Source organism: Pseudonocardia sp., from assembly GCF_025465255.1.
GTDB lineage: Bacteria > Actinomycetota > Actinomycetes > Mycobacteriales > Pseudonocardiaceae > Pseudonocardia.
Map to the genome: position 1 here is coordinate 42,814 of NZ_JAODNI010000102.1, position 26,714 is coordinate 69,527.

26 protein-coding genes are annotated in these 26,714 nt (G+C 71.5%); 11 read left to right on the forward strand and 15 right to left on the reverse strand.

Annotated elements, in window-relative coordinates; all coding sequences use genetic code 11:
- Positions 1 to 253: 253 nt before the first annotated feature.
- Both JWP64_RS11465 and JWP64_RS11470 read right to left on the reverse strand, forming a co-directional pair.
- Positions 254 to 1,270, reverse strand: coding sequence for a nucleoside hydrolase (locus JWP64_RS11465; protein WP_297495685.1), 1,017 nt, complete (start codon positions 1,268 to 1,270; stop codon positions 254 to 256).
- A gap of 130 nt (positions 1,271 to 1,400) precedes the next feature.
- A complete protein-coding gene (locus JWP64_RS11470; RefSeq protein WP_297495687.1) occupies positions 1,401 to 2,435 on the reverse strand; it encodes an LLM class flavin-dependent oxidoreductase in 1,035 nt (344 codons plus the stop codon).
- Between the two features lie 195 nt (positions 2,436 to 2,630).
- On the opposite strand from JWP64_RS11470, the gene JWP64_RS11475 reads away from it, so the two are divergent.
- Genes JWP64_RS11475 through JWP64_RS11495 form a run of 5 tightly spaced genes read left to right on the forward strand, consistent with a single transcriptional unit; the run spans position 2,631 to position 6,924 of the window.
- Complete coding sequence (locus tag JWP64_RS11475; RefSeq protein ID WP_297495688.1) at positions 2,631 to 3,419, forward strand: 5-oxoprolinase subunit PxpA; 789 nt, start codon at positions 2,631 to 2,633, stop codon at positions 3,417 to 3,419.
- Complete coding sequence (locus JWP64_RS11480) at positions 3,416 to 4,330, forward strand: carboxyltransferase domain-containing protein (RefSeq protein WP_297495690.1); 915 nt, start codon at positions 3,416 to 3,418, stop codon at positions 4,328 to 4,330. The genes JWP64_RS11475 and JWP64_RS11480 overlap by 4 nt, the downstream gene beginning before the upstream one ends.
- Complete coding sequence (locus JWP64_RS11485) at positions 4,323 to 5,297, forward strand: biotin-dependent carboxyltransferase family protein (RefSeq protein ID WP_297495692.1); 975 nt, start codon at positions 4,323 to 4,325, stop codon at positions 5,295 to 5,297. The genes JWP64_RS11480 and JWP64_RS11485 overlap by 8 nt, the downstream gene beginning before the upstream one ends.
- Positions 5,298 to 5,326: 29 nt before the next feature.
- A complete protein-coding gene (locus JWP64_RS11490) occupies positions 5,327 to 5,566 on the forward strand; it encodes an acetyl-CoA carboxylase (protein ID WP_297495694.1) in 240 nt (79 codons plus the stop codon).
- Positions 5,566 to 6,924, forward strand: a complete 1,359-nt coding sequence (locus JWP64_RS11495) for an acetyl-CoA carboxylase biotin carboxylase subunit (RefSeq protein ID WP_297495696.1) — start codon at positions 5,566 to 5,568, stop codon at positions 6,922 to 6,924. Before JWP64_RS11490 ends, JWP64_RS11495 begins: the two co-directional genes overlap by 1 nt.
- A 3-nt stretch (positions 6,925 to 6,927) precedes the next feature.
- Here JWP64_RS11495 and JWP64_RS11500 read toward each other — a convergent pair whose 3' ends face one another.
- Positions 6,928 to 8,466, reverse strand: a complete 1,539-nt coding sequence (locus tag JWP64_RS11500) for a PucR family transcriptional regulator (RefSeq protein ID WP_297495698.1) — start codon at positions 8,464 to 8,466, stop codon at positions 6,928 to 6,930.
- A 315-nt stretch (positions 8,467 to 8,781) separates the two neighbouring features.
- Between JWP64_RS11500 and JWP64_RS11505 the strand changes: the two genes are divergently transcribed.
- Positions 8,782 to 10,044, forward strand: a complete 1,263-nt coding sequence (locus JWP64_RS11505) for an aspartate aminotransferase family protein (protein ID WP_297495700.1) — start codon at positions 8,782 to 8,784, stop codon at positions 10,042 to 10,044.
- A 70-nt stretch (positions 10,045 to 10,114) separates the two neighbouring features.
- On the opposite strand, the gene JWP64_RS11510 is transcribed toward JWP64_RS11505, so the two are convergent.
- The 7 genes from JWP64_RS11510 to JWP64_RS11540 all read right to left on the reverse strand — a co-directional run bounded on the left by JWP64_RS11510 (position 10,115) and on the right by JWP64_RS11540 (position 16,357).
- A complete protein-coding gene (locus JWP64_RS11510; protein WP_297495702.1) occupies positions 10,115 to 11,167 on the reverse strand; it encodes a uroporphyrinogen decarboxylase family protein in 1,053 nt (350 codons plus the stop codon).
- Between the two features lie 20 nt (positions 11,168 to 11,187).
- Positions 11,188 to 12,147, reverse strand: a complete 960-nt coding sequence (locus JWP64_RS11515) for a zinc-binding dehydrogenase (RefSeq protein ID WP_297495704.1) — start codon at positions 12,145 to 12,147, stop codon at positions 11,188 to 11,190.
- Entirely contained in the window at positions 12,144 to 12,506 is a 363-nt protein-coding gene (locus JWP64_RS11520; RefSeq protein ID WP_297495705.1) for a hypothetical protein, read from the reverse strand. Before JWP64_RS11520 ends, JWP64_RS11515 begins: the two co-directional genes overlap by 4 nt.
- Positions 12,507 to 12,568: 62 nt before the next feature.
- Positions 12,569 to 13,432, reverse strand: coding sequence for an extradiol ring-cleavage dioxygenase (locus JWP64_RS11525; protein WP_297495707.1), 864 nt, complete (start codon positions 13,430 to 13,432; stop codon positions 12,569 to 12,571).
- Positions 13,425 to 14,240 (reverse strand): citryl-CoA lyase, encoded by an 816-nt coding sequence (locus JWP64_RS11530; RefSeq protein WP_297495732.1) that lies wholly within the window; start codon positions 14,238 to 14,240, stop codon positions 13,425 to 13,427. Before JWP64_RS11530 ends, JWP64_RS11525 begins: the two co-directional genes overlap by 8 nt.
- Positions 14,241 to 14,259: 19 nt before the next feature.
- Positions 14,260 to 15,450, reverse strand: a complete 1,191-nt coding sequence (locus tag JWP64_RS11535; RefSeq protein ID WP_297495709.1) for a CoA transferase — start codon at positions 15,448 to 15,450, stop codon at positions 14,260 to 14,262.
- Between the two features lie 100 nt (positions 15,451 to 15,550).
- Complete coding sequence (locus tag JWP64_RS11540) at positions 15,551 to 16,357, reverse strand: IclR family transcriptional regulator C-terminal domain-containing protein (RefSeq protein ID WP_297495711.1); 807 nt, start codon at positions 16,355 to 16,357, stop codon at positions 15,551 to 15,553.
- Positions 16,358 to 16,570: 213 nt separating this feature from the next.
- Between JWP64_RS11540 and JWP64_RS11545 the strand changes: the two genes are divergently transcribed.
- Together JWP64_RS11545 and JWP64_RS11550 are read left to right on the forward strand one after the other, a co-directional pair.
- Complete coding sequence (locus tag JWP64_RS11545) at positions 16,571 to 18,019, forward strand: amidohydrolase family protein (protein ID WP_297495713.1); 1,449 nt, start codon at positions 16,571 to 16,573, stop codon at positions 18,017 to 18,019.
- Positions 18,020 to 18,044: 25 nt separating this feature from the next.
- A complete protein-coding gene (locus JWP64_RS11550) occupies positions 18,045 to 18,611 on the forward strand; it encodes a VOC family protein (RefSeq protein ID WP_297495715.1) in 567 nt (188 codons plus the stop codon).
- 98 nt (positions 18,612 to 18,709) lie between these two features.
- Here JWP64_RS11550 and JWP64_RS11555 read toward each other — a convergent pair whose 3' ends face one another.
- Positions 18,710 to 19,735: an AraC family transcriptional regulator gene (locus JWP64_RS11555; protein WP_297495717.1), complete on the reverse strand. Its 1,026-nt coding sequence runs from the start codon at positions 19,733 to 19,735 to the stop codon at positions 18,710 to 18,712.
- Between the two features lie 266 nt (positions 19,736 to 20,001).
- Between JWP64_RS11555 and JWP64_RS11560 the strand changes: the two genes are divergently transcribed.
- A complete protein-coding gene (locus JWP64_RS11560; RefSeq protein WP_297495718.1) occupies positions 20,002 to 20,796 on the forward strand; it encodes an alpha/beta fold hydrolase in 795 nt (264 codons plus the stop codon).
- Between the two features lie 29 nt (positions 20,797 to 20,825).
- Entirely contained in the window at positions 20,826 to 22,004 is a 1,179-nt protein-coding gene (locus tag JWP64_RS11565) for an LLM class flavin-dependent oxidoreductase (RefSeq protein ID WP_297495720.1), read from the forward strand.
- Between the two features lie 76 nt (positions 22,005 to 22,080).
- On the opposite strand, the gene JWP64_RS11570 is transcribed toward JWP64_RS11565, so the two are convergent.
- From JWP64_RS11570 to JWP64_RS11585, 4 genes are all read right to left on the reverse strand, one after another.
- Entirely contained in the window at positions 22,081 to 22,749 is a 669-nt protein-coding gene (locus JWP64_RS11570; protein WP_297495721.1) for a response regulator transcription factor, read from the reverse strand.
- On the reverse strand, positions 22,746 to 23,048 hold the full coding sequence (locus tag JWP64_RS11575; protein ID WP_297495723.1) for a response regulator: 303 nt from the start codon (positions 23,046 to 23,048) through the stop codon (positions 22,746 to 22,748). Before JWP64_RS11575 ends, JWP64_RS11570 begins: the two co-directional genes overlap by 4 nt.
- Positions 23,049 to 23,111: 63 nt before the next feature.
- Positions 23,112 to 24,131, reverse strand: coding sequence for a redoxin domain-containing protein (locus tag JWP64_RS11580; RefSeq protein ID WP_297495725.1), 1,020 nt, complete (start codon positions 24,129 to 24,131; stop codon positions 23,112 to 23,114).
- 414 nt (positions 24,132 to 24,545) lie between these two features.
- Positions 24,546 to 25,748: an epoxide hydrolase family protein gene (locus JWP64_RS11585; protein WP_297495727.1), complete on the reverse strand. Its 1,203-nt coding sequence runs from the start codon at positions 25,746 to 25,748 to the stop codon at positions 24,546 to 24,548.
- Between the two features lie 598 nt (positions 25,749 to 26,346).
- On the opposite strand from JWP64_RS11585, the gene JWP64_RS11590 reads away from it, so the two are divergent.
- Positions 26,347 to 26,714, forward strand: a 368-nt coding sequence (locus tag JWP64_RS11590; protein WP_297495728.1) for an ABC transporter substrate-binding protein, incomplete at its 3' end; no start/stop codon positions are given.

Consider the following 26,714-nt stretch of genomic DNA (forward strand, 5'->3'; position numbering starts at 1 on the left):
GAGAAGATGCAGGGCCCCAGCGCCGTCGTGCCCACGCCGCACGGCACCGAACCACCGCTTCCCGATCCACCGATCCCGCCCGGCCCGGAGCCGCAGCCGCCCGGTCCCGGGCCGCTCCCGGGCCCGCCGCCCAGCCCGATCCCGCCTCCCGGGCCACTGCCCCCGATACCACCTGATCCAGGTCCGATTCCGTGATCGCCACCCGTGTCGGGTGAGCGAGCCGGATCCCCGGCCTGGTGCCGGTGGAGCGCCGTCAGGCCGGGGAGGCCGGCCGCGGAGCCTGGACCATGAGCGCCTGAAGGCGGTCGGCGACCGTGCTCGGGGGGGCCGCCGCGACCAGGTAGTGCTGGGTGCCGTCGGGCGCGGCGGTCCAGGTGTTCGCCCCGTCCGGGGCGACGGTGTTGCGCCCCGCCCCGCTCAGCTCGAACAGCCCCGCCGTCCCCTTCGCGGCGACGTGGACCGCGGTCTGGTCCCAGCTGGCGCGATCGACCCCGGCGCCGGCGTAGATCTCGTAGGCCCGGCGCACGGGATTCGTCGTGGGTGTCCGCGCCAGCGTGGATCCGGTCTGGATCTCGACGCCGATCTCGAATCCGCTGAAGATCACCGGAGTCGGCCAGTCGTTGACGGCCCGGACCGCGGCGGACGGATCCATGAGGAAGTTCGACTCCCTGCCCTGCGGGTACCGGCCGCCCATCAGCACGAGTCTGCCGACCTTCCGGGCGACGAGCTGGCGCCCGGTGAGCGAGCTGACCGCGTCGGCGGGGGAGTCGAGCAGGTCGGCGAGGTTCGTCTCCGCGCCGATGGCCGCGATGACGACGCCGTGGTCGGGCTGGGCGGCGAGTAGCCGTCGGTAGAGCCCGACGGCTTCGGGGGCCCGCGCGCCGTCGGCCAGGTTGTGGGGGAACTCGCGCGCCAGCGGCCGGGCGTAGTCCTGCGCGGCGACGCTGTCGTCGACGGGCTTGAGGGCCCCCACCGGGACGTCCCCGTGCCCGTACCAGGTGTTGATCGCATCGACGGCGGGGGCGCCCCACCGGCTCCGCGAGTTCACCATGACCCCGAGCAGCCGGACGCCTCCCTGGTCCTGCAGCGCGTGGGCGACCGCAAGGGCGCCCGCGTCGTCGGCGTCACTGAACAGGTCGGTGTCGACGATCAACCGAACCGGAGCACCCGTCGGCGGCGCGGCGCCGGCCGGCCCGGCACCGGTGAGCATCAGTGTGGATACACCGATCGCGACGGCGAGGGCACCGGTGATCCGTCGTCTTCTCGTCACGTCGCCGCCCCTTCGTCCTCGGGCGCACCATCATCGGGGTGATCCCGGTCCGACGCAACGAGCCACCGTCGATCGCCTCGCTCCGGCACGCCGCCGCTTCCGTGCGTCTCCGCGGCGTTCGGGCACCCTCTCAGGACGCGAACGCCGGGATGACCTCCTTCGCGAACAACCGCGCCGAGGACATCGCCTGGTCCCGGGTGATGCCCGGCAGCTGCGTCCAGCACTGCATCTCGGTCACGCCGAGCTCGTCCCGCAGCCGCGTGACGTGCGCGACCGCGTCGTCCGGGGTGCCGATGATGTAGCGGTCCTTGAAGGTCTCGAAACTGACGGTGTCCGCGTCCGCGACGACGCTGCCGTCGTCGGCCCGCAGGACCCGCTCGCCCGACGCCGACTTCTTGCCGTAGAGCTCGCGGAACAGGTGGGTCACGGCGGGGGCCGCGATCTCCTCCGCCTTCTCGCGGGTCTCGGCGATGAACCCGCCCCGCATCACCGGGCGCTCGGCCGGGACGTACCCGACTTCGGCGGCGGCCGCGTCGTAGGCGGCGAGGTGTTCCGCCAGCTCGGCAAAGCCGTGCCGGGGTGAGCACACCAGCGGGCAGTGACGCTCGGCCGCCTTGCGAAGCAGCTTCGGCCCGGACACGCCGTACCAGATCGGCGGGTGCGGCGCCTGCACCGGCTTCGGGGAGAGCCGTGTCTCCGGGACGTGCACGAACCGCCCGTCCATGCTGAACGTCTCCTGCGTCCACGCCGCCTGGAGCACGTCCAGGTACTCCTCGAAGCGGCTGGCGCGGTCGTCGTAGGACACCTGCAGGCCCGCGAACTCCTCCCGCACGTAGCCGGGTGCCACGCCGAGCGTGAACCGCCCGCCGGAGAGGTTGTCCAGCACGGCCACGTCCTCGGCGAGCTTCACCGGGTTGTACAGCGGCGCCAGCAGCACGTTGGTGCCCAGCGTGATCCGGTTCGTGACGGCCGCGGCGGCCGCCAGCACCATGAGCGGGCTCGGGTTGTGCCCGTCCGCCTGGAAGTGGTGCTCGGTCACCTGCAGGGAGTCGTAGCCCAGGTCCTCGACCTCGGGGGCGACCTGCACGAAGTCCTGGACGGCATCCGCCCACGTCATCCCGCTCCCGGCGGGGGTCACCATGCCGAACACCATTCCGAAACGCACGGTCGGCCTCCTGTCGTCCTCGGCCCGGCTCCGGGTGCGGCCCACACTCCGGGCCCGGCTCCGGCGGCGCCACTGGCGGATACGCAGTGTGCGCCGCGGCGAATTGGGGAATCCGAGATTGCCCAGCTCATCGACGTGAGGAAGCCTTCGGCATCGTCCGACCACCTCCTCGGCGCACCTCCGGAAGGAGCCAGCATGACGGACCACCAGGCCCTGCGGGCCGTGGACATCAACTGCGACATCGGCGAGGGCTTCGGCAACTGGGCCATGGGCGCCGACGCCGAGATCATGCCCCTGATCACGACCGCGAACGTCGCTTGCGGCTTCCACGCCGGCGATCCGGTGATCATGGGTCGCACCGTCGAGCTGGCCGACCAGCACGGCGTCGTCGTGGGCGCGCACCCCGGGTACCAGGACCTGATGGGCTTCGGCCGCCGCCCGATACCGCTCGCCCCGGAGGAGGTCGCGGCCATCGTGACGTACCAGGTGGGGGCGCTGACCGGGTTCCTCCGGGCGCGGGACATGCCGCTCAACCACGTGAAGCCGCACGGCGCGCTGTACGCGTACCTGCGCGACAACGCCGAGGCCGGCGCCGCCGCCGCGGGCGCGGTCCACCGACTCGCGCCGGAGGCGAAGGTCTACTGGCCCGCCCCGACGACGGGCGCGGTGTTCTGCGAGGAGCTCGCGGAGCTGGGCCACGAGGTCATCGGCGAGATCTACCCGGACCTCAGCTACTCCCCCGACGGCCACCTCGTGATCCAGAAGCAGAAGCTCCGCACGGACGTCGCGTTCGCGGCGTCGCAGGTCAAGCGCTTCCTGGCCGAGGGCGTCGTGCAGGCGGAGGACGGCACCCTGCTGCCGCGCGAGGCGCGCAGCGTGTGCATCCACTCGGACGGACCCAACGCGGTCGACGTCGCGCTGGCCGTCCGCACCGCGATCACCGAGTCCGGCGCGACCATCGCGGCCGTCGGGGCCGACGCGTGACGGCGGCGGCCCGCCCCGAGCTGGCTCCCGGGCCCGACGGCAGCCTCTACACCTTCGGCGGCGACGAGTGGATCGTCGCGCAGCTGTCGGAGTCGATGAGCCTGCGGGCCAACCTCCGCGCCCAGGCCGTCACGCGGCGGCTGGCGGAGCTGGCCCTGCCCGGCGTCGTGGAGATCTGCCCGTCGAACGCGGCCTACATGGTGCGGATCGACCCGGACGTCGTGCACCCACGAGCCATGCTCGAGCGGCTGAAGGAGCTCGCCGAGGAGGTCGGCGAAGCCGAGGACTTCGTCCTGCAGACCCGCATCGTGGACGTCCCGGTGCTGTTCCGGGACGAGTGGACGCACGAGACCGTGATGCGCTTCCGCGACCGGCACCAGACCCCGGACCGCACGGACCTGGAGTTCGCGGCCGAGCTCAACGGCTACCCCGACACGGACTCCTTCATCGCCGCGATGGTCGGCGCCCCGTTCATCGTCTCCATGATCGGGTTCGTCCCGGCCGTGCCCTGGGGCTACCAGCTGGTGCCCGCCGACCGGCAGATCGAGGTGCCGAAGTACGTCCGCCCGCGCACCTTCACCCCGGAGCGGGCCTTCGGCTGGGGCGGCGGCTTCTCCGCGATCTACCCGGTCGACGGCGCCGGCGGCTACCAGCTGTTCGGGATCTGCCCGGGGCCGATCGTCGACCCGGCGCAGCGGCTCGCGGACTTCCGGGAGCAGTTCACCTTCCCGCGTCCCGGCGACATCTTCCGGTACCGCGCGATCGAGCGCGCCGAGTACGACGCCATCCGCGCGACCGTCGAGGACGGCACCTTCCGGTACCGGCAACGCGAGGTCGAATTCGTCCCGCACGACTGGTTCGCCGACCCGGACGGCACCGTCCGGCGGCTGGAGGGAGTGCTCGATGCTTAGGGTCCACCGCCCCGGCCTGATGACCACCGTGCAGGACGCCGGCAGGGTCGGCGCTTACCACCTGGGCATGCCGCCCTCGGGCGCCATGGACCGGTTCTCCTTCTCGGTGGCGAACCTGCTGGTCGGCAACACCGACGCGCACGCGGCGCTGGAGTGCACCTACCTCGGCCCGGAGATCGAGTTCACCGAGCCCGCGCACATCGCCGTCACCGGGGCGGACATGCCGCTGAAGATCAACGGAGAGCCGGTCGACGGCTGGACCTGCCACGCGGTCTCCCCCGGCGAGGTCGTGTCGTTCGACTTCCTCAAGGCCGGTGCCCGCGCCTACCTCGCCGTCTCCGGTGGGATCGACGTGCCGCCGGTGCTCGGCAGCCGCTCGACCTACACCCTGACCGGCACCGGCGGGCTCGACGGCCGCGCGCTGCGGGAGGGCGACGAGCTCAAGACCGGTGCCGCGGCCACCTCCGCCGCCGCGGGCGCGAGCGTGCCCGAGGAGCTGCGGACCGTGCACCCGTCGCAGGTGGAGCTGCGTGTGGTGGTGGGCCTGGCCAGCTACCGGCTGGTCCCGGAGAGCCTCGCCGCCTTCTTCACCACGGACTGGCGGGTCACCCCGGACGCGAACCGGGTGGGCTACCGCTACCGCGGCGGCGCCATCGAGTTCGTCGACCGCACACCGCCGGCGGGCGCCGGGAGCGATCCGGCCAACGTCGTCGACATCGGCTATCCCGTCGGGTCGATCCAGGTACCGGGCGGCTCGGAGCCGATCGCCCTGCTGCACGACGCCGTGACCGCCGGCGGGTACGCGACGATCGCCACGATCATCAGCGCGGACCTCGGCCGGGCCGGCCAGTCCAGGACCAACGACGTCACCCGGTTCGTCGAGGTCACTCTCGAGGAGGCCCTGACGGCCCGCCACGAGCTCGCCGCCCGGCTCACCCGCGTCCACGAGGCGCTCGGCGCCGGTTGACCCCCCACCCGCATCCCCGAGGAGGCCCCATGGCCGAGCACATCGTCCACGCCCCGTTCCCCGGCGTGTTCTACCGGCGCCCCGACCCGGAGTCGCCGCCCTTCGTCAACGAGTCGGACACCGTCGCCTCCGGTTCGGTGGTCGGGCTGATCGAGGTGATGAAGATGTTCCAGGAGATCCGGTCCGAGGCCGACGGCACCGTGACCGAGTTCCTGGTCGAGAACGAGGCGGCGGTCGACGCGGGCCAGCCGCTGATGCGGCTCACCTGATGGGCGCGGCCTCCCTCCCCCGGAAGGTCCTGGTCGCCAACCGTGGCGAGATCGCGGTGCGGGTGATCCGGGCCTGCCAGGACCTCGGCGTCACCGCCGTCGCCGTGCACTCCGAGGCGGACACCGACGCGCTGCACGTCGCCCTCGCCGACGAGGCGGTCGCGATCGGCCCGGCGCCGGCGCGCAGCAGCTACCTGGACGTCGGGCGGATCGTCGACGCCGCCCGCACCGCCGGGTGCGACGCCGTCCACCCGGGCTACGGCTTCCTGTCCGAGAACGCTGCGCTCCCGCGGGCTCTCGCGGAAGCGGGGATCGCGTTCGTGGGCCCCCCGGCCGAGGTGATCGAGCAGGTCGGGGACAAGGTGGCCGCCCGCGGCGCGGCGAAGGCCGCCGCCGTCCCGGTCGTGCCCGGCAGCGACCGGCTCGACACCGCCGAGGAGGCCCTCGGCTTCGCCACGGACGTCGGGTTCCCGGTCCTGCTCAAGGCGGCGGCGGGGGGCGGCGGTCGCGGGATCCGCCGCGTCGACGAGCCCGACGAGCTGGCCACGGCCTTCGCCGAGGCGTCCCGGGAGGCGGAGGCGGCCTTCGGCGACGGCGGCGTGTTCGTGGAGAAGTGCATCATCGACGCCCGGCACGTCGAGGTGCAGATCCTCGCCGACGCGCACGGCGCGGTGGTGCACCTGGGCGAACGGGAGTGCTCGCTGCAGCGCCGCCGGCAGAAGCTGGTGGAGGAGAGCCCGGCGCCGGGGCTGCCCGCGGGGCTGCGCAAGGAGCTCGGCGCGGCGGCCGTCCGGCTCGCCACCGAGGTCGGGTACCGCGGCGCGGGCACGGTCGAGTTCCTGGTCGACCCGCACACCTGGAGCTTCTACTTCATCGAGGTCAACGCGCGGATCCAGGTCGAGCACGGGGTGACCGAGCTCGTCACCGGCGTCGACCTCGTCGTCGAGCAGCTCCGGATCGCGGGCGGCCTCCCGCTCCCGCTGGCCCAGGACGAGATCTCCTGGTCCGGCGCGGCGATCGAGTTCCGGATCAACGCCGAGGATCCCGAGCGCGGGTTCTTCCCGTCGCCGGGCCGGCTCACGCTGCTCCGGCTGCCCGCGGGGCCCGGCGTGCGGGTGGACACCGGGTTCGAGACGGGCCGCAGCATCCCGCCCTACTACGACTCGCTCATCGCGAAGGTGATGGTGTGGGGCTCGGACCGGGAGCAGGCGCTGGCCCGGGCCCGCCGCGCGCTGGCCGAGCTGGCGGTGGACGGGGTGGCCAGCACGGCCCCGTTGCATCGCAGGATCGTCGGCTGGGACGCCTTCCGTAGCGGGCAGTTCCACACCGGTTCGCTGGAACGGTTCCTGGCGGGCTGAGGGTCAGGCCGCCCCGGCCGTCTCCCCCGGAACCGCGTCGCGCAGCATCAACGCGACGTAGATCTCGGCCAACCGGGGCGCCGAGTGCAGGTCGAAGCCGAGCAGCGTCCGCACCCGGTTCAGCCGGTGGCGGACGCTGTTCTCGTGCACGTGCAGCGCCCGGGCCGTCGCCGGCACGTTCAGCGAGGTCCGCAGGTAGACACGCAGGGTGTCCAGCAGGTGGTCGTGCCCCTCGAGCGGGCGCAGGACGTCGAGCACCCGTTCGCGCACGGACTCCACCCCCGCGCTCAGCACCAGCCACTCCATCAGGCCCAGGTCGCCGTAGCGGACCACGGCCGGGCCGTCGCCGCCCGGTACCGCGGAGAGCGCCGCGCAGGAGAAGGCGACCATCGCGTCGTCGTAGGAGGTCCGGACGCCGTCCGGGCCGCCCGCGGGGCGTCCGACGCCGAGCGGCTCGGCGCCGGCCGCCCGGCCCGCCTCGGCGAGCAGACCGTCGTCGACGTCCGCCGGCAGGCGCAGCACGAGCATGCCCTGCCGGCAGGTCAGCAGGTGCGGGACGCGCGAGCGGTTGAGCAGATCCTCGACGGGGGCGGGGGACGCATCCGTCCTGCCCACGGCGACGACCCCGGGCGTCCCGAGGTCGACGCCCAGTTCGGCCGCGCGGTCCTCGCTGTCGAGGATGCGCGGGTCGCGGACGCGTTCCGCCAGGGGCCGCAGGAGCTCGTCGAGGAGCTCTCCGCGAGCCGAGCGACGCAGCCCGCTCCGTCGCCCGCGCACGCCGAGCAGCCCGTCGAGCAGCCGGCCGGTGACGGTGAGGGCCCGCAGGATCAGCGGGACGGCCAGCGAGCCCCGGGACACCTCGAGGACCACCCACGCGACCACCGCGCCGTCGACCTCGACGGCCGTGGCGAAGAGCCCGTCCGCCACGATCTGGACCGGCGGCGCCGAGAGGGGCAGCTCCCGCAGACGCTGCCAGCGCTCTGCGGTGTCCGCCGCGGAGGTGGAGCTGTAGAGGACGGTCCCGTCGGAGCGGTGCAGCGAGGCCTCGCACCGCAGCAGCCTGGCCAGGCTCGCGACGAGCGCCCGCTCCGGGTCGGGGTCCCCGAGCGCCTGGACGAGCGTGTCCGTGATGGACGCGGACCGGCGGAGGGTCTGCAGGTCCCGGGCCACGAGATCCGCGTCGACCATGCGGACGATGTCCCGGAACGGGGTCTCCTCGGGTACGGCGAACAGCGGCAGCCCGTGCCGCTCCGCCTCCTGGACGATCGCGCGGGGGACCGTCTCGAACGCGATGCCGGTGCCGAAGCCGAGCGCGACCACCCCGTTGCCGGCGAGCTCGGCGACGAGCGCCCGCTGCGCGGCGACGTTGCGCCGCAGCCGCATGCCCGTGGTGAGGACGATCCACTGCGGCGGGACCCAGCGTGAGGGGTTCTCCGTCTCGATGGCATGGGCGCCGAGCACCACGCGCCGCCGTTCGTCGTCGCCGCTGACCAGCAGTTCCAGCTTGAAGTCCGGGTGCGCCAGGACGTCGCCGAGAATCATCGCCCACCTCCGCCTTGCGAGATCACGGCGTTGACGAAAACACAGAGCTGTTGCCGCGGTGTTGCGGAATCCACCAGGAGTGACTGACGGTTCAGAAGTGACGCACGAGATCATCCGGCGGGGTCCGCGCCGTCTCCGTCGAGGAGCGGGTTCGGCCGCGGGCAGTGTCGGCACAGAATCCCCCGGTGGCCATCGTCGATTCCCCGATTCCCCGCTCCCGCGTTGTCGTTTCCCCTCACCACCGGGCGCGGCCGCGCACCTACGGTCCAGAGGACCACCACCAGCGCGACGCACGAGCCCACCGGAGGGACACCAGTGCACGACCCCGCCGACCATCCCCTCTGGCACCCGTTCGCCGCCATGGACCGGGTCCGCCACCACCGGACGGTGATCTCCCGGGCCGAGGACGTCTGGGTCTTCGACGACACCGGCAAGCGGTACCTGGACGGCACCGCGGCCCTCTGGTACTCGAATGTCGGCCACGGTCGTCGTGAGATCATCGACGCCATCCGCGATCAGCTCGACACGCTCGACGCCTACCAGGTCTTCAACGACTTCGCGAACGAGCCGGCCCTGCGGCTGGCCGGGGAGCTCGCCGAGCGGGCGCCCATGGACGGCGCGAAGATCTTCTTCACCAGCGGTGGCGGGGACTCCATCGACACCGCCGCCAAGATGGCCCGCGCCTACTTCGCCGCGATCGGGCAGCCGGACCGCACGATCCTGCTCCACCGCGAACACAGCTACCACGGCACGCACGGCCTGGGCACCTCGCTGGCCGGCATCCCCGGCAACCGGGTCGCGCCGCCCTTCGTCCCCGACGTCGTGCAGACCGCCTGGAACGACGCCGAGATGCTCGAGGAGACCATCCGCGAGCTCGGCGCGGAGCGGGTGGCCGCCTTCTTCTGCGAGCCGGTCATCGGCGCCGGCGGCGTGCTCCCGCCCCCACCCGGATACCTCGAGGCGGCAGCCGAGGTCTGCGCGCGGCACGGCGTGCTGTTCGTCGCCGACGCCGTCATCTGCGGGTTCGGCCGGCTGGGCAACTGGTTCGGCATCGAGCGGTTCGGGGTGCGCCCGGACCTGGTGGTCTTCGCGAAGGGCGTCACGTCCGGGTACCAGCCGCTCGGCGGGGTCGTCGTGTCCGGTCGCGTCGCCGAGCCCTTCTGGGATCGCCCCGGCCAGGTGTTCAAGCACGGCCAGACCTATTCCGGACACCCGGTCGCCTGCGCCGCCGCACTCGCCACCATCGGGGTGCTGGAGCGCGACGGGCTGCTCGAGCGGGCACGGCAGACGGAGGAGACCCTCGCCCAGGTCCTGAAGAGCCTCGCCGACCACCCGCTCGTCGACCATGTGCGGGCCGGAACCGGCGTACTGGGTGCCCTCGAGCTCGACGATCGACAGCTCACCGCCCGCCCCGACCTGCCGGCCGTGCTGTTCGCGGCCATCCGGGAACGAGGCGTCCTCGTCCGTCCCATGGGATCATCGCTCGGCTTCTCCCCGCCCCTCACCGTCACCGACGAGCACCTGGACCTGATGGCCGACGCCGTGCGGATCGGACTCGACTCCGTCGGGGTCGTCTGAGCGGTGGTTCTCGACGGGCAGCGTCGCGCCCGGGTCGGACGGATCCGGGTGGTGCAGAGCGCGACCCCGGCTATCCCTGGCGGTTCGACGTGGCGAGTTCCGCGCGCAGCAGACGCGCCGCACCCGCCATGGCGCGCATCTTGCCCTCCGCGCCGGCCCGGGGCAGGTACTTCATCCCGCAGTCGGTGGCGATCACGACCTGCTCGGGTGGGATCCGGTCGAAGGCCCGGCGGGTCCGCTCGGCCACGACCTCGGGTGTCTCGACGTCCGGCGTGGACAGGTCGATGACCCCGAGGATGATCGTCTTGTCGGTGAGGTCGGACAGGACGCCGAGGTCCAGCCCGGACTGGGCGGTCTCGATGGAGATCTGGTCGACCGGGCAGCCGGCCAGCTCGGGCAGGAACGAGTAGCCCTCGGGGCGCTCGTGGACGATCGCGGCGTAGCCGAAGCAGAGGTGCACGGCGGTCGTGCCGGTGACGCCGTCGAGCGCGGCGTCGAGCGCAGCCAGGCCGTACGCGCGGGCGGCGTCGGGCCGGGCCTGCATGTAGGGCTCGTCGATCTGCACGATGTCCGCGCCGGCGGCGAACAGGTCGCGGATCTCGGCGTTGACCGCCGCGGCGTAGCCCATCGCCGCGGCCTCGGCGTCGGGGTAGTGGTCGTTCTGCGCCTGCTGGCTCATGGTGAACGGCCCCGGCACGGTCATCTTGATCGCCCGGTCGGTGTGTCGGCGGAGGAACCGCAGGTCGTCGACCTCGATCGGGCGCGGACGGCGGATGGGGCCGGCGATGCGGGGGACCGGGTTGGGGTGTCCGCTGCGGTCCAGCGCGGTCCCGGGGTTGTCGATGTCGACGCCGTCGAGTGCGGTGGCGAAGTGGTTGGAGTAGCTCTCCCGGCGGATCTCCCCGTCGGTGATGATGTCCAGCCCCGCGTCCTCCTGGGCCCGGATCGCGAGCAGGGTCGCGTCGTCCTGGGCCTGGGCGAGGTACTCGGGGTCGATCCGCCACAGTTCCTCGGCCCGCACCCGGGGCGGGAACCGGCCGGCGAGCTTGGCGCGGTCGATCAGCCAGTCGGGCTGGGCGTAGCTGCCGACCAGGGACGTCGGCAGCAGCGGCGACGGTGACATGGAGAACCTCCAGGGGCCGTTCAGGGAACGAGCACGATCCGGCCGGCGGCGGCTCCGGAGGCCTGGCGCTGCCAGGCCGCGGCGACGTCGTCGAGCGGCACGATCTCGTGGGCGACGGTGAGCGCGCCACGAGCGGCATGCTCGGCGACGATCCTGAGAGCCGCGCCGCGCTGCTCGGGGGTGAGCGCGTTGTTGGTGTAGCCCAGCAGCCGCAGCGACCGGCTGCGCAGTGTGGAGGAGTCGATCGGGCAGGTCTCCCCCGCCGAGCTGCCCAGGTTGACCAGCCGCCCGCCCGGGCGCAGCGTCCGGGCCGCGGCGGCGGCAGGCGCGCCGAACAGCGGGTCGAGCACCAGGTCCACAGGGCCGTCGCAGGCCGCCTCGAACCGGGCGGTCAGCTCGGTGACGTCGTCGGTGTCGAGGGCGACGACGGCGTCGGCACCGGCCTGCTTCGCCCGGTCCTGCCCGGCGGCCGAGCGGGCGCCCGCGACCACCCGGCGGGCCCCGCCCGCACGCGCCAGCTGCACGGCGGCCTGCCCGACCACCCCGCCCGCGCCCAGCACCACAACCTGCTCCCCCGCCGTCAGCTCGCCGCGCCAGGTGAGCGCCATGTGCGCAGCTACGGCCGAGAGCCCCAGCGCTGCGACGAGCACCGGGTCCGCACCGTCGGGCAGCGGGACGAGATCGGCCCGCAGGACCGCGGCGAGTGCGGCCATGCTGCCGTCGCCCGGCGCCATCCCGGCCGTGGTGGGGAACCACACCGGTCGGCCGTCCAGCGTGCCGACCCCCTGGATGCCGGGCACGTAGGGCGTCACCGGGACGCCGAAGTAGGACGTGCCGGACGCGCACAGCAGGTCGAGCGGGGTGATCGGCGCCGCGGTGACCTCGACCGGCACCTGCTCCGGCGTGGCATCGGGCGGCTCCCGGTCGACCACTGCGGGCGGTCGACCGGGCGCCTCGATCACGGCGGCGCGCACGGTCACGTGGCGATGTCGGGATAGGGCAGGGAGAAGTGCGAGAGCCGCTGCGCGTACTCCTTCTGGAACCCGAGCGGCTCGGCGTGGTCCCGTTCGAACACCGCGATGAACAGCGTCAGGGTCAGGAACGGGTGCGCGCCGAGCTCGAACAGCGTCGGATAGTCGTGCGCGGCGAGCGCGGCCCGCTCCGTGTCGTCGAAGCGCAGCCAGGTGCTGGACTCGCCGTCGTGGCAGTTGAGGATGCGGTTGGCCTGCTCGGCCTCCCACCACGCGACGGTTCCCGCGGGGTCCTCGCGGTAGCGCTCGACCAGCTCCGGGTCCCGGTCCACGGTGAACAGGAACTTGTCCAACAGGTACCTGCTCACCGCTCTCCCTCGCTACGCTCGGTCGGCGTTCGCGGAGGCGCTGTGCCGAATGGTTCGCTCGCTCACAGGCCGGCTCCGTTCGGGTACCAGGTGAAGTACGCCTCCATGGTGTGGAACAGGTCGAAGGTGTCGACGTAGTCGGCCTTCCGCCCCTCCCCCGCCACACCCATCATCAGCATGAAGTCCATGAAGCCGTGGGTGGCGTTACCCGGGGCGTGCAGGCTGTCCAGGCTCACCTCGGCCAGGCAACCCTCGATGTCCCCCGACGAGATCCACTCGACCGCCTTCTGGTCGAACTGCGGGTCCGGGCCGTGCAGGCCGAACTGCCGCGGCCCGCCCAGCTCCAGCGACAGGTGCCCGGTACCGATCACCGCGACCCGCTGGTCCGACGGCCAGGACTCGATCAGCTGCCGGATCGTCCGTCCCAACTGGACGAACCGCTTCGGTTGCGGCAGTGGCGGGGCGAAGATGTTGGTGTAGACCGGCACGATCGGCAGGTCGTTCTGCGGGCGCAGCGTGATGATCGGGCAGGTGATCGAGTGGTCGATCCGCAGCTCGTTGGAGAACGCCAGGTCGAACCCCGCGTCCAGGCCTTCGCGCAGCACGTACGCCGAGAGGTCCTCCTGGCCTTTCAGCACCATCTTCGGCAGCCCGAACTCGCGCTCCTCGTTGTAGAAGTTCGCGTCGTAGAACGGGGCCTTGCCCACCAGGAACTGCGGCATGTTGTCCAGCCACAGCTGGTGGAAGTGGTCGGATCCCACCATCACCAGCACGTCCGGGCGGGCGCGCGTCAGGGTCTCCCGGAACGCCTCCACCTTGCGCACCCACTCGTCGGCGAACGGCGGGCGGTTCTCGCCGGTCGACGTGCTGGCGCGGTGGTAGAAGGGATGGTGGGTGGACGCGATCACCGCGACCAGCTCAGCCATGCGAACCTCCGTCGGCGAACGGCTCGGGAGCGACGGACCGGTTGTTCAGGTCCACCGACAGGAAGATCTCGTTGCCCACCGGCCGGCGCAGCTCCTCGGCGAGCTGCCCGATCAGGCCGGCCGTGCGGGCGAGCAGGGCGAACCCGCGCAGCAGCTCCAGCGGCAGGCCGAGGTCGGCCAGCGCGGCCCCGCAGACCCCGGCGCCGTTGAGCGGCAGGGTCTTGCCCAGTACTTGGGGGTGGACCCGGCCGATCGCGGCGAACAGCGACAGGTGCGGCCCGAACAGGCCCTCCTCGGCCGCGATCTGCATCAGCCGCGGGGTGCGGGGATCGCCCTCCTTGTGCACGTGGTGGCCCAGCCCGGGGACGAACCGCTTCGCCTCCCGCTCCGCCTGCAGCGTCGCCAGCGCGAGGGCGTCCCAGCCCTCGTCGTCGCCCGGCAGCTCGCCGTCCGCCGAGGTGAGCACGTCGTGCAGGAACCGGCCGCAGTCCTCGGTGACCCCGAGGAACCGCGACCCGCCGCCGAGCAGCCCGGCCGCCAGCGCCCCTTGGATCGAGTCCGGCGCGGACAGATAGGTCAGCCGGGTGACGATCGCGGTCGGGGTGAAGCCGTGGTCGGCGAGGGCGGCGAGCACCGCCTCGAAGACCCGCACCTCCCCCGGCGCCGGACGACGCTGGGTGGCCAGCCAGAACGCCAGCTCGCCGAACCCGACGGTGCCCATCACGTCCTCGGCGAGGTCCTGGCCGAGCAGGGTGATCGTCTTGAGGTCCGAGGCACCGAGTGCGGTCGGGTACTCGGGCCTGTCGATCCGGGGCCGGTCGCTCTGGTCAGCCACGGTCGTCCTCCTGCGGGGTGGTGAGCCATTTGCGCAGCTCCACGCCGTGCTCGTCGAGTTCCGGCGGCGGCAGCCGGTAGGCGGCCGGCGTCTCCGAGAACCGGATCGGGTGCCGGGTGGTCGGGACGGCACGCTCGCCCTCGCCGACCTCGACGATCGGGTCGAGCTCGAAGCGCTCGGCCATGGCGAACCCGCCGTCGATGGTGTTGATCGGCCCGCAGGGCACCCCGGCGTCGACGAGCAGCTCGAACCACTCGACCGCACCGCGCTCGCGCAGCCGCTCGGTCAGGATCGGGCGCAGCTCCTCGCGGTGGGCCGTGCGGTCGGCGTTGCGCGCGAAGCGCGGGTCGTCGGCGACGTCGGGGATGCCGAGGACCTGGCAGAGCTTGCGGAACTGGCCGTCGTTGGCCGCGGCGACGATGAGGTCGTTGTCCGCGGTGGGCAACGGCTCGTAGGGGAACACGCTCGGGTGCGCGTTGCCCATCCGGTAGGGCACCACCCCGCCGGCGGCATAGGCCGAGCTGTGGTTGACCAGCCCGGTCAGTGCGGAGGACAGCAGGTTCACCTCGACGTGCTGGCCCGCACCCGTCGCGTCGCGGTGCCGTAGGGCCGCCAGGATGCCGATCACCGCGTGGTTGCCGGCCATCACGTCGAACACCGAGATGCCGGCCCGGTACGGCGGCCCGTCCGGGTCCCCGGTCAGGCTCATCAGCCCCGAGATGGCCTGCACCATCAGGTCGTAGCCGGGGACCTTCCTGCCCGCGCCCGAGCCGAAGCCGCTGATCGAGGCGTAGACGACCCCGGGGTTGGCCGTGCGTACCGACTCGAAGTCCAGCCCGTACCTGGCCAGCCCGCCCGGCTTGAAGTTCTCGATCAGCACGTCGGCGCGACGGGCGAGCTCGCGGGCCACCTCGGCGTCCGCGGAGTCCCGCAGGTCCAGCGCGATCGAGCGCTTGCCCCGGTTGACGCCCAGGTAGTACGTGGACACCTCGTCCCGGACCGGCGGCATCCAGCTGCGGGTCTCGTCACCCTGCGGGCCCTCGACCTTGATCACCTCGGCGCCGAGGTCCGCGAGCAGCATCGTGGCGTACGGGCCGGCCAGCACCCGCGAGAAGTCGGCGACCACCAGCCCCGACAGCGGCCCGCCCGCCCCGCGCTCGTCCCGCGCTGCGCCGTCCGCCATCCAGGGCCTCCATGTCCGTCTGGCGGACTTCTGTCCGCCCAGCCGGGATTGTTCGCCCAGGGGGACCGCCCGTCAAGACGACGGCCGGCCACGACGGCGACTACGAGGCGGTCACCGTCACGTGCGGCACCGTCTCCAGGCGTGCGAAGTCCGCACTGATGTCCCCGGCCGTCTGCAGCAGCAGCGGAAGGTGGTGCTCGAGCAGCCGCTCGAGTGGCGTCTCCGCGGCGTGGGTGTTGACATTGATGCCCGCGATCACCCCGCCGGCACCGTCGCGCAGCGGCGCGGCGACCGACCGGATGCCCCGGGTGAGCTGCTCGTCGGTCAGCGCCCATCCCCGGGCCCGCACCTCCCGGAGCTCGGCGTCGCGCTCGGCGCGATCCGGCTGCCAGCGCGGCACCAGGCCCGAGCGGCTCGGCTCGGCCAGCACCCGGTCCAGCTCGCCGGTGGGCAGCGCCGCCAGCTGCACCTTGCCGAGCGACGTCTGCAGCGCCGGGAACCGGGTGCCGATCTGGACCGCCAACGACACGATCTTCGGCACCGCGACCCGGGCGACGTAGACGATGTCCGAGCCGTCGAGCTGGGCGATCGAGCACGACTCGTCGGTCCGGGCGACCAGGCGCTCCATGTGCGGGCGGGCGACGTCCCACAGCCCCATCGACCGCACGTAGGCCACGCCCAGCTCCAGCACCCGGGGGGTCAGCGCGAATCCGCGCTCCCCCGAGCGCACGTACCCGAGCTCGGTGAGGGTGAGCAGGATGCGCCGCGCCGTCGGCCTGGCGAGCCCGGTCGCGGTGGCGACCTCGGTCAGCGACATCGTCGGCCGGCCGGGCCCGAAGGCGGCGATGACCTCCAGCCCACGGGCCAGCGCCTCGATGAAATCCGGTCCGGTGCCCTCGCGCGACATGACACGGCTCCTCAGCTCGACGGCGCGTTCCCGGCAGGGTAGTCACCCGCTGTCCGCAGAGCGGACATGCCCGGCCGGAAGTTGCGGACGCAGCGTGCAGGAAGTGGATTGACAGCGGGACGCCGGGTCGGCGACAGTGACGCCGGCCTCCTGCTGACCGTACTGCGGACAAGGGTCCGACTCCGACGACGCCACCGCGAAGGAGCGAGAGCGATGAGCGATCCGAAGGGCTTCGACGCCGGCCGGCCGGTGGTGCTCCGGGGCGGCACCGTGCTCACCATGGACGACGCCGAGCAGGTGTTGTCCGGCTGCGACGTCCTGGTCGTCGGCGACCGGATCGCCGCGGTCGGCCCGGCCCTGGCCGTGCCCGAGGGCACCGTCGAGATCGACGCGAGCGACGGCGTCGTCATGCCCGGCATGATCGACACCCATCGGCACATGTGGCAGACCGCGATGCGCGGCTACGGCGCCGACTGGACCCTGACCCAGTACTTCGTCTGGTACTACCTGGAGTGGGGCAAGGCCTTCCGCCCGGAGGACATCCACGCCGGCAACCTGCTCGGCGCCATCGAGGCGATCGACGCGGGCGTTACCACCACCGTCGACTGGTCCCACGGCCTGCAGACGACCCAGCACGCCGACGCGGCCGTCGACGCGCTGCAGGCGGTGCCCGGCCGGTTCGTGCTGGCCTACGGCAACATCCAGCAGGCCCCGGGCGAGTGGACCGCCGCCCCCGAGTTCCGCGACTTCGTGAATCGGCGCATCACCGGCGACGACATGCTCGGCTTCCAGCTCGCCTTCGACGTCACCGGCGACCCGGCCTTCCCCGAGAAGCCCGCCTTCGAGGTCGCCCGGGACCTGGGCGTCGCCGTCACGACCCACGCCGGGGTCTGGGGCGCCACCGGCGACGACGGCATCCGGCTCATGCACGACCACGGCTTCATGACCCCCGAGACCGTCTACGTGCACAGCGCCTCGCTGGCCGCCGACTCCTACCACCGCATCGCCGCCACCGGCGGGTCGGTCTCGATCTCCACCGAGAGCGAGCAGAGCGCCGGCCAGGGCTACCCGCCCACCTGGGCGCTGCGGGCCCACGACATCCCGGTGTCGCTGTCCATGGACACGACGGTGTGGTGGAGCGGCGACCTGTTCTCCGCCATGCGCACCACCTTGGGCGCCGACCGCTCCCGCGAGCACCTCGAGGCGCACGCCAAGGGCGAGACCGTGACCCACTGCTCGCTGCGCGCCGACCAGGTCGTCGAGTGGGCGACCCGCGGCGGAGCCCGCGCCCTGGGCCGCGACGCCGATCTGGGCAGCGTCGAGGTGGGCAAGAAGGCAGACCTCGTGCTGATCAAGAACGACCGGTCGCCGGTGATGTTCCCGCTGCTCAACCCGTACGGGCATGTGGCGTTCCAGGCCCAGCGCGGCGACGTGCACACCGTGCTCGTCGACGGCCGCGTGGTCAAGCACGACCACGAGCTCGTCGGGATCGACCTGGCCGCCGCGCGGCGGACGGTCGAGCAGACCGTCGACCACCTGCGCGCGACCCTCGGCGCCGAGGCCTGGGAGAAGGGGATGAACCCCGACGTCCCCGAGACCACGATCCTCGACAACCCCTACACCTACACCGACTACCGCAGCGCCAGCACCCACGGGCACTGAACCACCCTGGATGAGGAGTCATGCCATGACCCGGACCGTCGGTTCCGCCGCGGACACCCCGCTCGCCTCGACGTTGCCGTCCCGGCTGCACCACAACGCCTACGTCACCCGCGACCAGGAGGCGACCCGCGCCTTCTACGAGGACGTCGTCGGGCTGCCCCTCGTCGCCACCTGGAAGGAGGCCGACGAGCTCTTCGGCGCCGTCCGCACCTACTGCCACACCTTCTACGGCCTCGGGGACGGCAGCGCGCTGGCCTTCTTCCAGTTCGCCGATCCGGCCGACCAGGAGCAGTTCGGTCCGCAGATGCCGTTCTCCCCGTTCCAGCACATCGCCCTCAAGGTCACCGACGAGGTGCAGAACGCCATCGCGAAGCGGCTCGCGGACAGCGGCTGGAAGCCCGAGGAGACCTACGTCCTCGAACACGGCTACTGCCGCTCGCTCTACACCTCCGACCCCAACGGCCTGCTGCTGGAGTTCACCGCGGACAGCCCCGGGGTCGAGGACTCCGACGCCGCGCGGCGCAGGACCGCCCGCGCCGAGCTGAAGGCCTGGCTGGAGGGCGACCACACCAGCAACAACACCTGGCGGTGACCGGGCACCTCCTGCTGGTTGACGCGTTGAGGAGCCTTGACGCTGTGGCGGCCTGCTCCTGGGCGCGTCGTGGAGCCATGACGCCGTCGGCCGCGACGCTAGCGGCGGAGCGTGTCCGACGGCGACTCGCCGAAGCGCGCCCGGTACGCGGCCGCGAACCGGCCACCGTGGGCGAACCCGTGGCCGAGGGCGACCTCGGTGACGGTGTGCGTCCCGTTCGGTTCGAGCCGCAGCAGCTCCTCGTGCACCCGCTCCAGACGCAGGCGCCGCACGTAGGCCATCGGCGACGCGCCGAGCTGGCGACGGAACGCGGCGTGCAGCGAACGCTCGCTCACCTCGGCGAACGCGGCCAGGTCCGCGACCGTGAAGGCGGTGTCCGTCGACGCCTCGATCAGCTCGACGACCCGGCCGACGACCCGCGAGGACGGCAGGGCCGGCGGGGCGAAGACCGCGTCGGTGTAGTTGTGGCGTTGCCCGAACAACAGCGCGGACACCACGCTGTGCTCGACCTCCGCGGCCAGCACCGGTGACGGTCCGCCCGGACCACACGTGGCCAACGCGCGGCGCAGGGTCGACACCGCCGCGACGACACCGCGCCCGTCGCCGTCGAGGTCGAGTCCGACGTCGAACCGGACGGGTTCGCGCAGCGGCTCGTTCAGCAACCGGCGGAGGAACGTCTCGATGCGGGACTTCCCGATCGTCAGCATGAGCTGCTCGGCCCCGGCCGGCCACCGCATCGTCACGCCCCGGTCGTAGGACAGCACCGCCGCGCGCGAGGAACCGACCGGCGCGGTGTCGGCGCCACGCTGGGTGAAGGCCGCCGTGCCACCGGCCATGAAGCTCACCGTGACCCACGGGATCGGCGGCACACAGACGATCTCGACCGACGGCCCGTACGTCGACGACATCAGCCCGAAGCCGTCCATCGACGCGTGCCTCACCCGCGCCCGGAAAGGGCTTGCGCGATCGAGCACCGCCATCGTGTGCCGGCAGTTCAGCATGTCCTCGGTGCGGCACTTCGCCTCGTGCGGATCTCGCGTGGAGAACTCCGTGGCCCGACCGGAACCGGGGCCGATGCCGTCAGGGAGCTCCGTCGACGTCCTCGGCTCCGGAAACCTGCCCATGCTCGCCTCCATTGGCGGACATCTGTCCGTATGCCGTCAGATTTATCGGCGATCATCACGAAGTCAAGCTCGCGACCCTCCCGAATTCGATGCAGGAACCGGCCGAGGGCTGCGGGAAGCGGCTCGCGGATCCGCCCCACCCCGCCCTAGCGTCTGCCTCATCCGGTGTGAGGCGCGCCTCACACCTCGGCGCACCCGGCACGAGCCCGCGGGACCCGCCCGCCCCGGCCGGGCCGAGAGCGGCGCCTCGTCGAACAGGAGGACCTGTGACGACCGTCGATCAGCCCGCCGCCGCCCCCGCGCGGCGCCTGGACATCGGGAGCGGCTCCGTCAGCTACTTCCGCGCGGGGTCGGGGCGCCCGGTGTTCTTCCTGCACGCCGCCGGCGGGGCCGGCGAATGGGGGCCGCACCACCAGCTCCTCAGCGAGCGGTGCGACCTGATCGCCCCGGACCACCCGGGCTTCGGGTTGTCCGACGACCTCCCGGAGGTCCGGGCGATGGACGACCTCGTCTATCACTACCTCGACGTCCTGGACCGGCTCGGTCTCGACCAGGTCGACCTCGTCGGCGCGTCGTTCGGGGGCTGGATCGCCGCCGAGCTCGCCGTGCACTCGCCACACCGGGTGCGCAGGCTCGCCCTGCTCGGCCCGGCCGGGCTGCGCCTTCCCGAACACCCGGTGGCCGACCTGTTCATCATGACCCCGCCGCAGCTGCTGGGGGCCCTGTTCCACGACCCCGGGATCGTCGAGAGCCTGCTCGCCACCGAGCCCGGCGTCGAGGACATCCTGCGGTCCTACCGCGATCTCGGCGCGCTGGCCCGCTTCGGCTGGAAGCCCTACCTGAGCAACCCGAAGCTGGAAGGCCGGCTCCGGCGCATCTCGGCACCCACGCGGGTGGTGGCCGCCGAGCACGACCGGATCATCCCCCGGGCGCACTGCGAGCGCTACGCCGCCGCGATCCCCGACGCGGAACTCGTCGTCGTCGACGACTGCGGGCACGCCCTCTACGGCGAGCGCCCGGACGCCGTCACCGCCGCCGTGACCGACTTCCTGGCCGACTGAGCCCCGCACCCGCGACCGGAGAGCTGATCATGAAGTTCAACTTCTTCCACCTCATGCCCTACCCCTACCTGCCCGAGGACTTCGACGACGTCGAGAAGTACCCGTCGATGTCCCTGACGTTCTCCAACTCCCACTTCGACCCGGCCAAGGGCGTGGACCTGTACCACCGCTACCTCGACGAGCTCGAGTACGCCGACGAGCTGGGCTACGACGGCATCGTCGTGAACGAGCACCACCAGTCCGGCTACGGGATGATGCCCTCGCCGAACGTGATGGCCGCGGCCCTGGCCCGGCGCACCTCCCGCTCGAAGATCATGGTGCTCGGCAACGCCATCCCGCTCCGGGGCAACCCGCTGCGGGTGGCGGAGGAGATCGCGATGCTCGACCACCTGACGAGGGGCCGGCTGGTGTCCGGGTTCGTCCGCGGCATCGGCTGGGAGCACTACGCGCACAGCGTCAGCCCGGCCGACTCCCGGTCCCGGTTCAACGAGGCGCACGACCTGATCAAGAAGGCCTGGACGACCGAGGGGCCCTTCCAGTGGATCGGCGAGCACTACGAGTACCGCTACGTGAACGTGTGGCCCAGGCCGCTGCAGTCCCCGCACCCGCCGATCGCGGTGCCAGGCGCCGGGAGCCCGGAGACCATGCGGTGGGTGGCGGAGAACCGCTACATGTACGTGTCGGTGTACGCGCCGACCAAGGTCGTCAAGACCTGGTTCGACGGCTATCGCAAGGCGGCCGCCGACCTCGGCTACGAGCCCGACCCGGACAACATCGCGCTGGCCACCCCGGTGTTCATCGGGGAGTCGGAGCGCTCCGCGATGCGCGAGGCCCGGCAGCACGTGGAGTGGCTGTTCCACAAGGGTCTGCGGCAGGGCGCCGAGATCGTCTTCCCACCCGGATACATGTCGGCCCCGGCGATGCGCGGGCTGCTCAAGGCGGGTATGAAGCCGTACCCCGAATTGAGCTTCGAAGAGCTCGTCGAGCAGGGGTACGTCATCGTCGGCGGGCCCGAGTCCGTCCGCAACCGCATCGGTGAGCTGCGCGACGAGCTCGGCTTCGGGCAGATGATGACGATGCTCGCCATGGGCGACATGTCGGCCGAGATGACCCGGCGCAACACCGAGATCTTCGCGACCGAGGTCATCCCCCACTTCCGGACCGAGCAGGCCCGGGAGACGCCGCCCGTCGTCCTCGCACAGGCCTGACGCCGGCCCGCATTCCTGTGGACCTACCGGCGACGGCCCTCGTCCCGGACGGTGAACCGTCGCCTACCGCTCGGCCTCAGCGCAAGAGACCGAGACGATGCGCTCGGGCGACGGCCGCGGCCCGGTCCGAGACGTCGAGCTTGACGTAGACGTGCTGCAGGTGCGACTTGACGGTGGTGACTCCGACGAAGAGGCGTTCGGCGATCTCGGGTGCTGAGAGTCCGTCGGCCGTGAGGGCCAGAACCTCCGTCTCGCGTGGGGTGAGCACCGGTTCGGTGACCTGTTGGCGTCGCCGGATCTCCGTTGCCAGCGCGGTCTGCATCGCGGGCGGGATCACCGTGTGCCCGTGCGCCACGGCGCGGATCGCCTCACAGAGGTCGGCGGCAGGTGAGACCTTGGGAAGGTACGCACAGGCGCCCGCCTCCACGGCCCGGTAGACCGTGGCGCTGTCGTCGAAGGCGGAGACGATGAGGAACCGGGTGGACGTCTCCTCTTTCGCGGCGGCAGTCAGTACGTCGATCCCGTCCATGTCGGGCAGCTGCAGATCGACGACCGCGATGTCCGGCTGCAGCGTCCGCACCGCCGCCAAGGTGGCGGCGCCGTCGGCGGTCTGCCCGACGACCTCCAGGTCGTCGTGTGCCTCGATCGCCTTGGTGAGGCCGTCGCGGTAGACGGGGTGATCGTCCGCGACGACGACGGTCACGCGCTCGGAGGCGCGCCCCTCCGCAGAGCGGTCGCGGCTCACGCCGCGTCTCCGTGCAGTGCTCCGCCGAGAACGCTCAGGAAGTGGGGGATGTCGAAGGGCTTGGTGAGGTAACCGTTCGCCCCGGCACGCAGCAGGCGCTGCTCCTGCGCCGGGATGGCGTCGGCGGAGAGAACCACGACAGGGATGTCGCGGGTGTGCGGGTTCCTTCGCAGTCGAGCGAGCACCTCCTCCCCGTCGATGTCGGGCAGGTGGAGATCGAGCAGGACGAGATCCGGGAGGTGCGAAACCCGCCCGGGCTGAGTCTGCGCTGGCTGACCGGCCAGGGCGAGGCGCTCCACCTCGACCTTGGTGATGCAGGTGCCGACGTCAGGGCGTGCATGAGATGGCCGGACCTTCCTGATCTAGCCGAAGGTGAACGCGTAGGCCTGGACCTCGGGATCGAGGAAGGTGATTTCGAAGGTGCGGTCGGTGACGGGGCCGGGCTGCCGGACGAGCTGGTGCAGCCGCTGTTCGACCATCGTTCCGTTGCCTCGAGCGTCGATATCGACCCCATGCGCCGCACCCGGCGGCTCTCCGTCGATGAGCACCCGGATTCGCACGGACGTGCCCCGTACTGCCGGCCCCATGATCAGATGAAGATCGCGGGCGTGGAAGCGGTAGGCGATCTGCCCGTCGGCCGTGTGCAGCGTGCTGGCCTGTTCCGCCATCGTCCAGTCCCCGGACAGGGCCCAGTGATCGAGTCTCAGCTCCGCCGGGGTCGTGTAGGTGTGACGCTTGCCCGGCACCGCGCCGCCCGGGGACGCGAAGTTCCCGGTGCGCTCATAGCCTGTGTAGTTCTCCGGCGATCTCAGGTTGGCCCAGTCGGCGGGCGCTTCGGCACCATGGGCATCGACCGACACCGGCTCATGACCTACGTCGGCGGATCCGGCCTCGGCCAGCAACTGCTGGATGATCATCTCCGACTGCTGGTACTCGCCTTCGCCGAAATGATGATGCCGGATCAGCCCTTCGGCGTCCGCGAAGTAGAGGGCCGGCCAGTAATGGTTGCCGAAGGCACTCCAGACCGTGTAGTCGCTGTCGATCGCGACCGGGTACTCGATCCTCATCTCCCGCACGGCCCGGCTGACGTTGTCGACGTTGCTCTCGAACGTGAACTCGGGCGTGTGTACGCCGACCACCACCAGCCCGCGGCCGGAGTACTTCGCGGCCCACGCGCGGAGATGGGGAAGCTGGCGTAGCCAGTTGATGCAGGTATAGGTCCAGAAGCCGACGAGGACGACTTTGCCGCGCACGCCGGCCACTGTCAGCGGCGGCGAGTTGAGCCAGCCCGTCGCGCCGCCGAAAGAAGGCAGTTCACCCTCGACCGGTAGCCGGACCGATGCGGGGTGCAGCCCCGCGAGCCCGAGCCAATGTGCTCTCATGACAATGCTTTTCCTGTGGCTGGATGTCCCGGCCGACGGGCCCCGGCCGGTAGGTCATCATCAGCGGAGAGATCGGCGGTTTGCGTGAGGTGAACGCTCGGCGCCGGGCGTAGGCGTTGCCGGCCGCGACGGGAACTCGATGAAGCTCGTTCCTTCGTCACCTGCCGCACGCGGTCGATCTCGCGTTCGAACGAGAACTTCCTCGCGTGGACTCCGAGGACGACCAACCCGTCGTTCCGGTAGGCCTGCGATCAGGCACTGTCGTACGGCTCTGCCGCGGAGCAAGTTGGTGCTCGTCATCGTCCAGGAGTCGACGAGGACGTGGCCGTGTAGCCCGGCAGGGCCGAGTGGCTCGGAGTTGACCAACTCGGCCCGCCGAGCGAGGGGCATGTGCAGACGTTTGCACACGGTCGTCTAGCGAAGTGACCGGAAGCCCGTGCGAATCTCCTCCGAGAAGAGTTGCGGCTGTTCCCAGGCTGCGAAGTGCCCGCCTCTGTCGAGCTTGTTGTAATGGACGAGTTTGGGATACGCCTGCCTGGCCCAACTCCGCGGGGCTTGATAGAGCTCGTCAGGAAAGACGCTCACGGCAACCGGGACGGAGACGCCCTTGACGGCGAACAAGGGGTACTTGTTCTCCCAATAGAGACGAGCCGAAGAAATCGCTGTATTCGTCAACCAGTAGAGCGTGATGTTGTCGAGGACGTCGTCCCGCGTAAGACCTTCGGGGTGTCCGGCAAAGACCCGTGAGATCAGGTCCAGACTACGCGCGTCATGGTCGAGCATGAAGTTCGCCAAACCGACGGGTGAATCCGCCAATCCGGTCAGCGTCTGCGGGCGGTCCCCCATCATGAGGGCGTAGGCGATGTGCTGATAGACGAAGGCCAGCTGCTCGCAGGCACGCCTTTCGTCGTCCGGGAGATCGGATGGCAGCGGGTTGCCGGACTGGAGCGCCCTATCGATGTCGGGTGGAACCGCGCCAGGCATGTTGGAGTGAATGCCGAGCAGTTCCGGTGGCGCCTGTACACCCATCAACTCAGTGATGATCGCGCCCCAGTCACCGCCCTGCGCCACATACTGCGTGTATCCGAGGCGCCTCATCAGCTCTACCCAGGCCCGTGCGATGCGGTCGGGGCCCCAGCCGGTAGTGGTCGGCTTGCCGGAAAACCCGTGGCCGGGCATCGACGGAATCACCAGATGGAAAGCGTCTGATTCGCTCGCGCCATGTGCCGCGGGATCGGTAAGTGGACCGACGATCTTCAGGTTCTCGAGGACCGAGCCGGGCCATCCGTGCGTGACGATGAGCGGCAGAGCATCGTCCTGCTCCGAACGAACGTGAATGAAATGGATGTCCAGTCCGTCGATCTCGGTGATGAACTGCGGGAGAGCGTTCAGTCTCGCCTCGCACCTGCGCCAGTCGTAGTCTGTCGCCCAATAGCGCGCGAGTTCCTGACTCGTCGCGAGCTGCACACCCTGCGACTGATCTGGGACGGTCTCCTTGTCGGGCCAGTGCGTGGCCGCGATGCGCGCACGCAGCGCCTCGAGTTCCGCCTCGGACACCTCGATCGTGAACGGCCGGATCGCTGGGGCGTCCGCTGATTTTTCGGTCGTGGCAGACATGTCGGGCGGTCTCCTTGGGGCTCCTTGGCTGGTTTGGTCGGTGGTCGATGTGGAGCTGGCCGCTCCAGACGGGGGCGGAGCCTTCCGGCGTGGGCAGGCGGGGTGAAGATCAGCTCATGAGGACCCCCGTTCACAAGGGGTACGGCCTCACGATCCCGCGTCGGGACGGGCTGGTTCCCCGGCAGCGCGCGACCTGGGATTGCGCGTGGCCGAGGTGCCGAACGGCCGGAATGCGGAGCGGGATCTGTCCCCTCCCGTCTTCGTCGAAGACGCACCACCGTGCCACCGTGCCCACCAGCGTTCCATCACCCGGGGAGGGTGATACGAGGCCCGTCGACGGCCCTGCGGCGGTGACCGGCTCGAGGGCCGTTCTCGTCCACGTTCCGGATCTCGGCCACGCCCGTCGACCGCCAGACAGTGCGACTCGCCGGATGCGCCCGACCCTCGTACGCCCCGTACCCCCGGCCGCCTGTCCCAGCCCCGGACCGCGTTCGTCGGCGCGCGCCGAGACCACGGCACGCCGTGGAGGCTTGACCACCCCCGCTGCATTTCCTACGGTGCAGATAGCTTATCTGCCTAGCAGAATTGAGGCGCATCGATGGAGATACGCTCGGGTCCCGACGGGGCCGACCCCCCGGCCCGTGGCCGGCGCGGGTCGCGGCACGTCATCACGCTGATCGCGCTGGCCGTGGCCGTTGCGCCGGTCGCCGCGGGCTGCGGGGCCGCGACGGCCGACGACTCGGTCTACCGCCTGGGCGTCATCACCAGCCAGACCGGATCGGCGAGCCAGCTGGGACTCGGTGAGCTGAAGGGCGCGCAGCTCGCAGCGGACACGCTCAACGCCCAGGGCGGGGTAGCAGGCAAGCGGATGGAGCTCGTCGTCGCCGACGACCAGAGCACGCCGGTCCAGGCCGTCCTGCAGGCCCGCCGGATGGTCGGACAGGTCGACGCGATCGTCGGTCCGTC

Coding starts and splice junctions, on each gene's coding strand:
- JWP64_RS11550 (WP_297495715.1), top strand. CDS start 18,045: ATGACCCGGACCGTCGGTTCCGCCGCGGACACCCCGCTCGCCTCGACG.
- JWP64_RS11485 (WP_297495692.1), top strand. CDS start 4,323: ATGCTTAGGGTCCACCGCCCCGGCCTGATGACCACCGTGCAGGACGCC.
- JWP64_RS11535 (WP_297495709.1), bottom strand. CDS start 15,450: ATGGCGGACGGCGCAGCGCGGGACGAGCGCGGGGCGGGCGGGCCGCTG.
- JWP64_RS11495 (WP_297495696.1), top strand. CDS start 5,566: ATGGGCGCGGCCTCCCTCCCCCGGAAGGTCCTGGTCGCCAACCGTGGC.
- JWP64_RS11585 (WP_297495727.1), bottom strand. CDS start 25,748: ATGTCTGCCACGACCGAAAAATCAGCGGACGCCCCAGCGATCCGGCCG.
- JWP64_RS11555 (WP_297495717.1), bottom strand. CDS start 19,735: ATGGGCAGGTTTCCGGAGCCGAGGACGTCGACGGAGCTCCCTGACGGC.
- JWP64_RS11510 (WP_297495702.1), bottom strand. CDS start 11,167: ATGTCACCGTCGCCGCTGCTGCCGACGTCCCTGGTCGGCAGCTACGCC.
- JWP64_RS11545 (WP_297495713.1), top strand. CDS start 16,571: ATGAGCGATCCGAAGGGCTTCGACGCCGGCCGGCCGGTGGTGCTCCGG.
- JWP64_RS11565 (WP_297495720.1), top strand. CDS start 20,826: ATGAAGTTCAACTTCTTCCACCTCATGCCCTACCCCTACCTGCCCGAG.
- JWP64_RS11525 (WP_297495707.1), bottom strand. CDS start 13,432: ATGGCTGAGCTGGTCGCGGTGATCGCGTCCACCCACCATCCCTTCTAC.
- JWP64_RS11490 (WP_297495694.1), top strand. CDS start 5,327: ATGGCCGAGCACATCGTCCACGCCCCGTTCCCCGGCGTGTTCTACCGG.
- JWP64_RS11580 (WP_297495725.1), bottom strand. CDS start 24,131: ATGAGAGCACATTGGCTCGGGCTCGCGGGGCTGCACCCCGCATCGGTC.
- JWP64_RS11500 (WP_297495698.1), bottom strand. CDS start 8,466: ATGATTCTCGGCGACGTCCTGGCGCACCCGGACTTCAAGCTGGAACTG.
- JWP64_RS11475 (WP_297495688.1), top strand. CDS start 2,631: ATGACGGACCACCAGGCCCTGCGGGCCGTGGACATCAACTGCGACATC.
- JWP64_RS11540 (WP_297495711.1), bottom strand. CDS start 16,357: ATGTCGCGCGAGGGCACCGGACCGGATTTCATCGAGGCGCTGGCCCGT.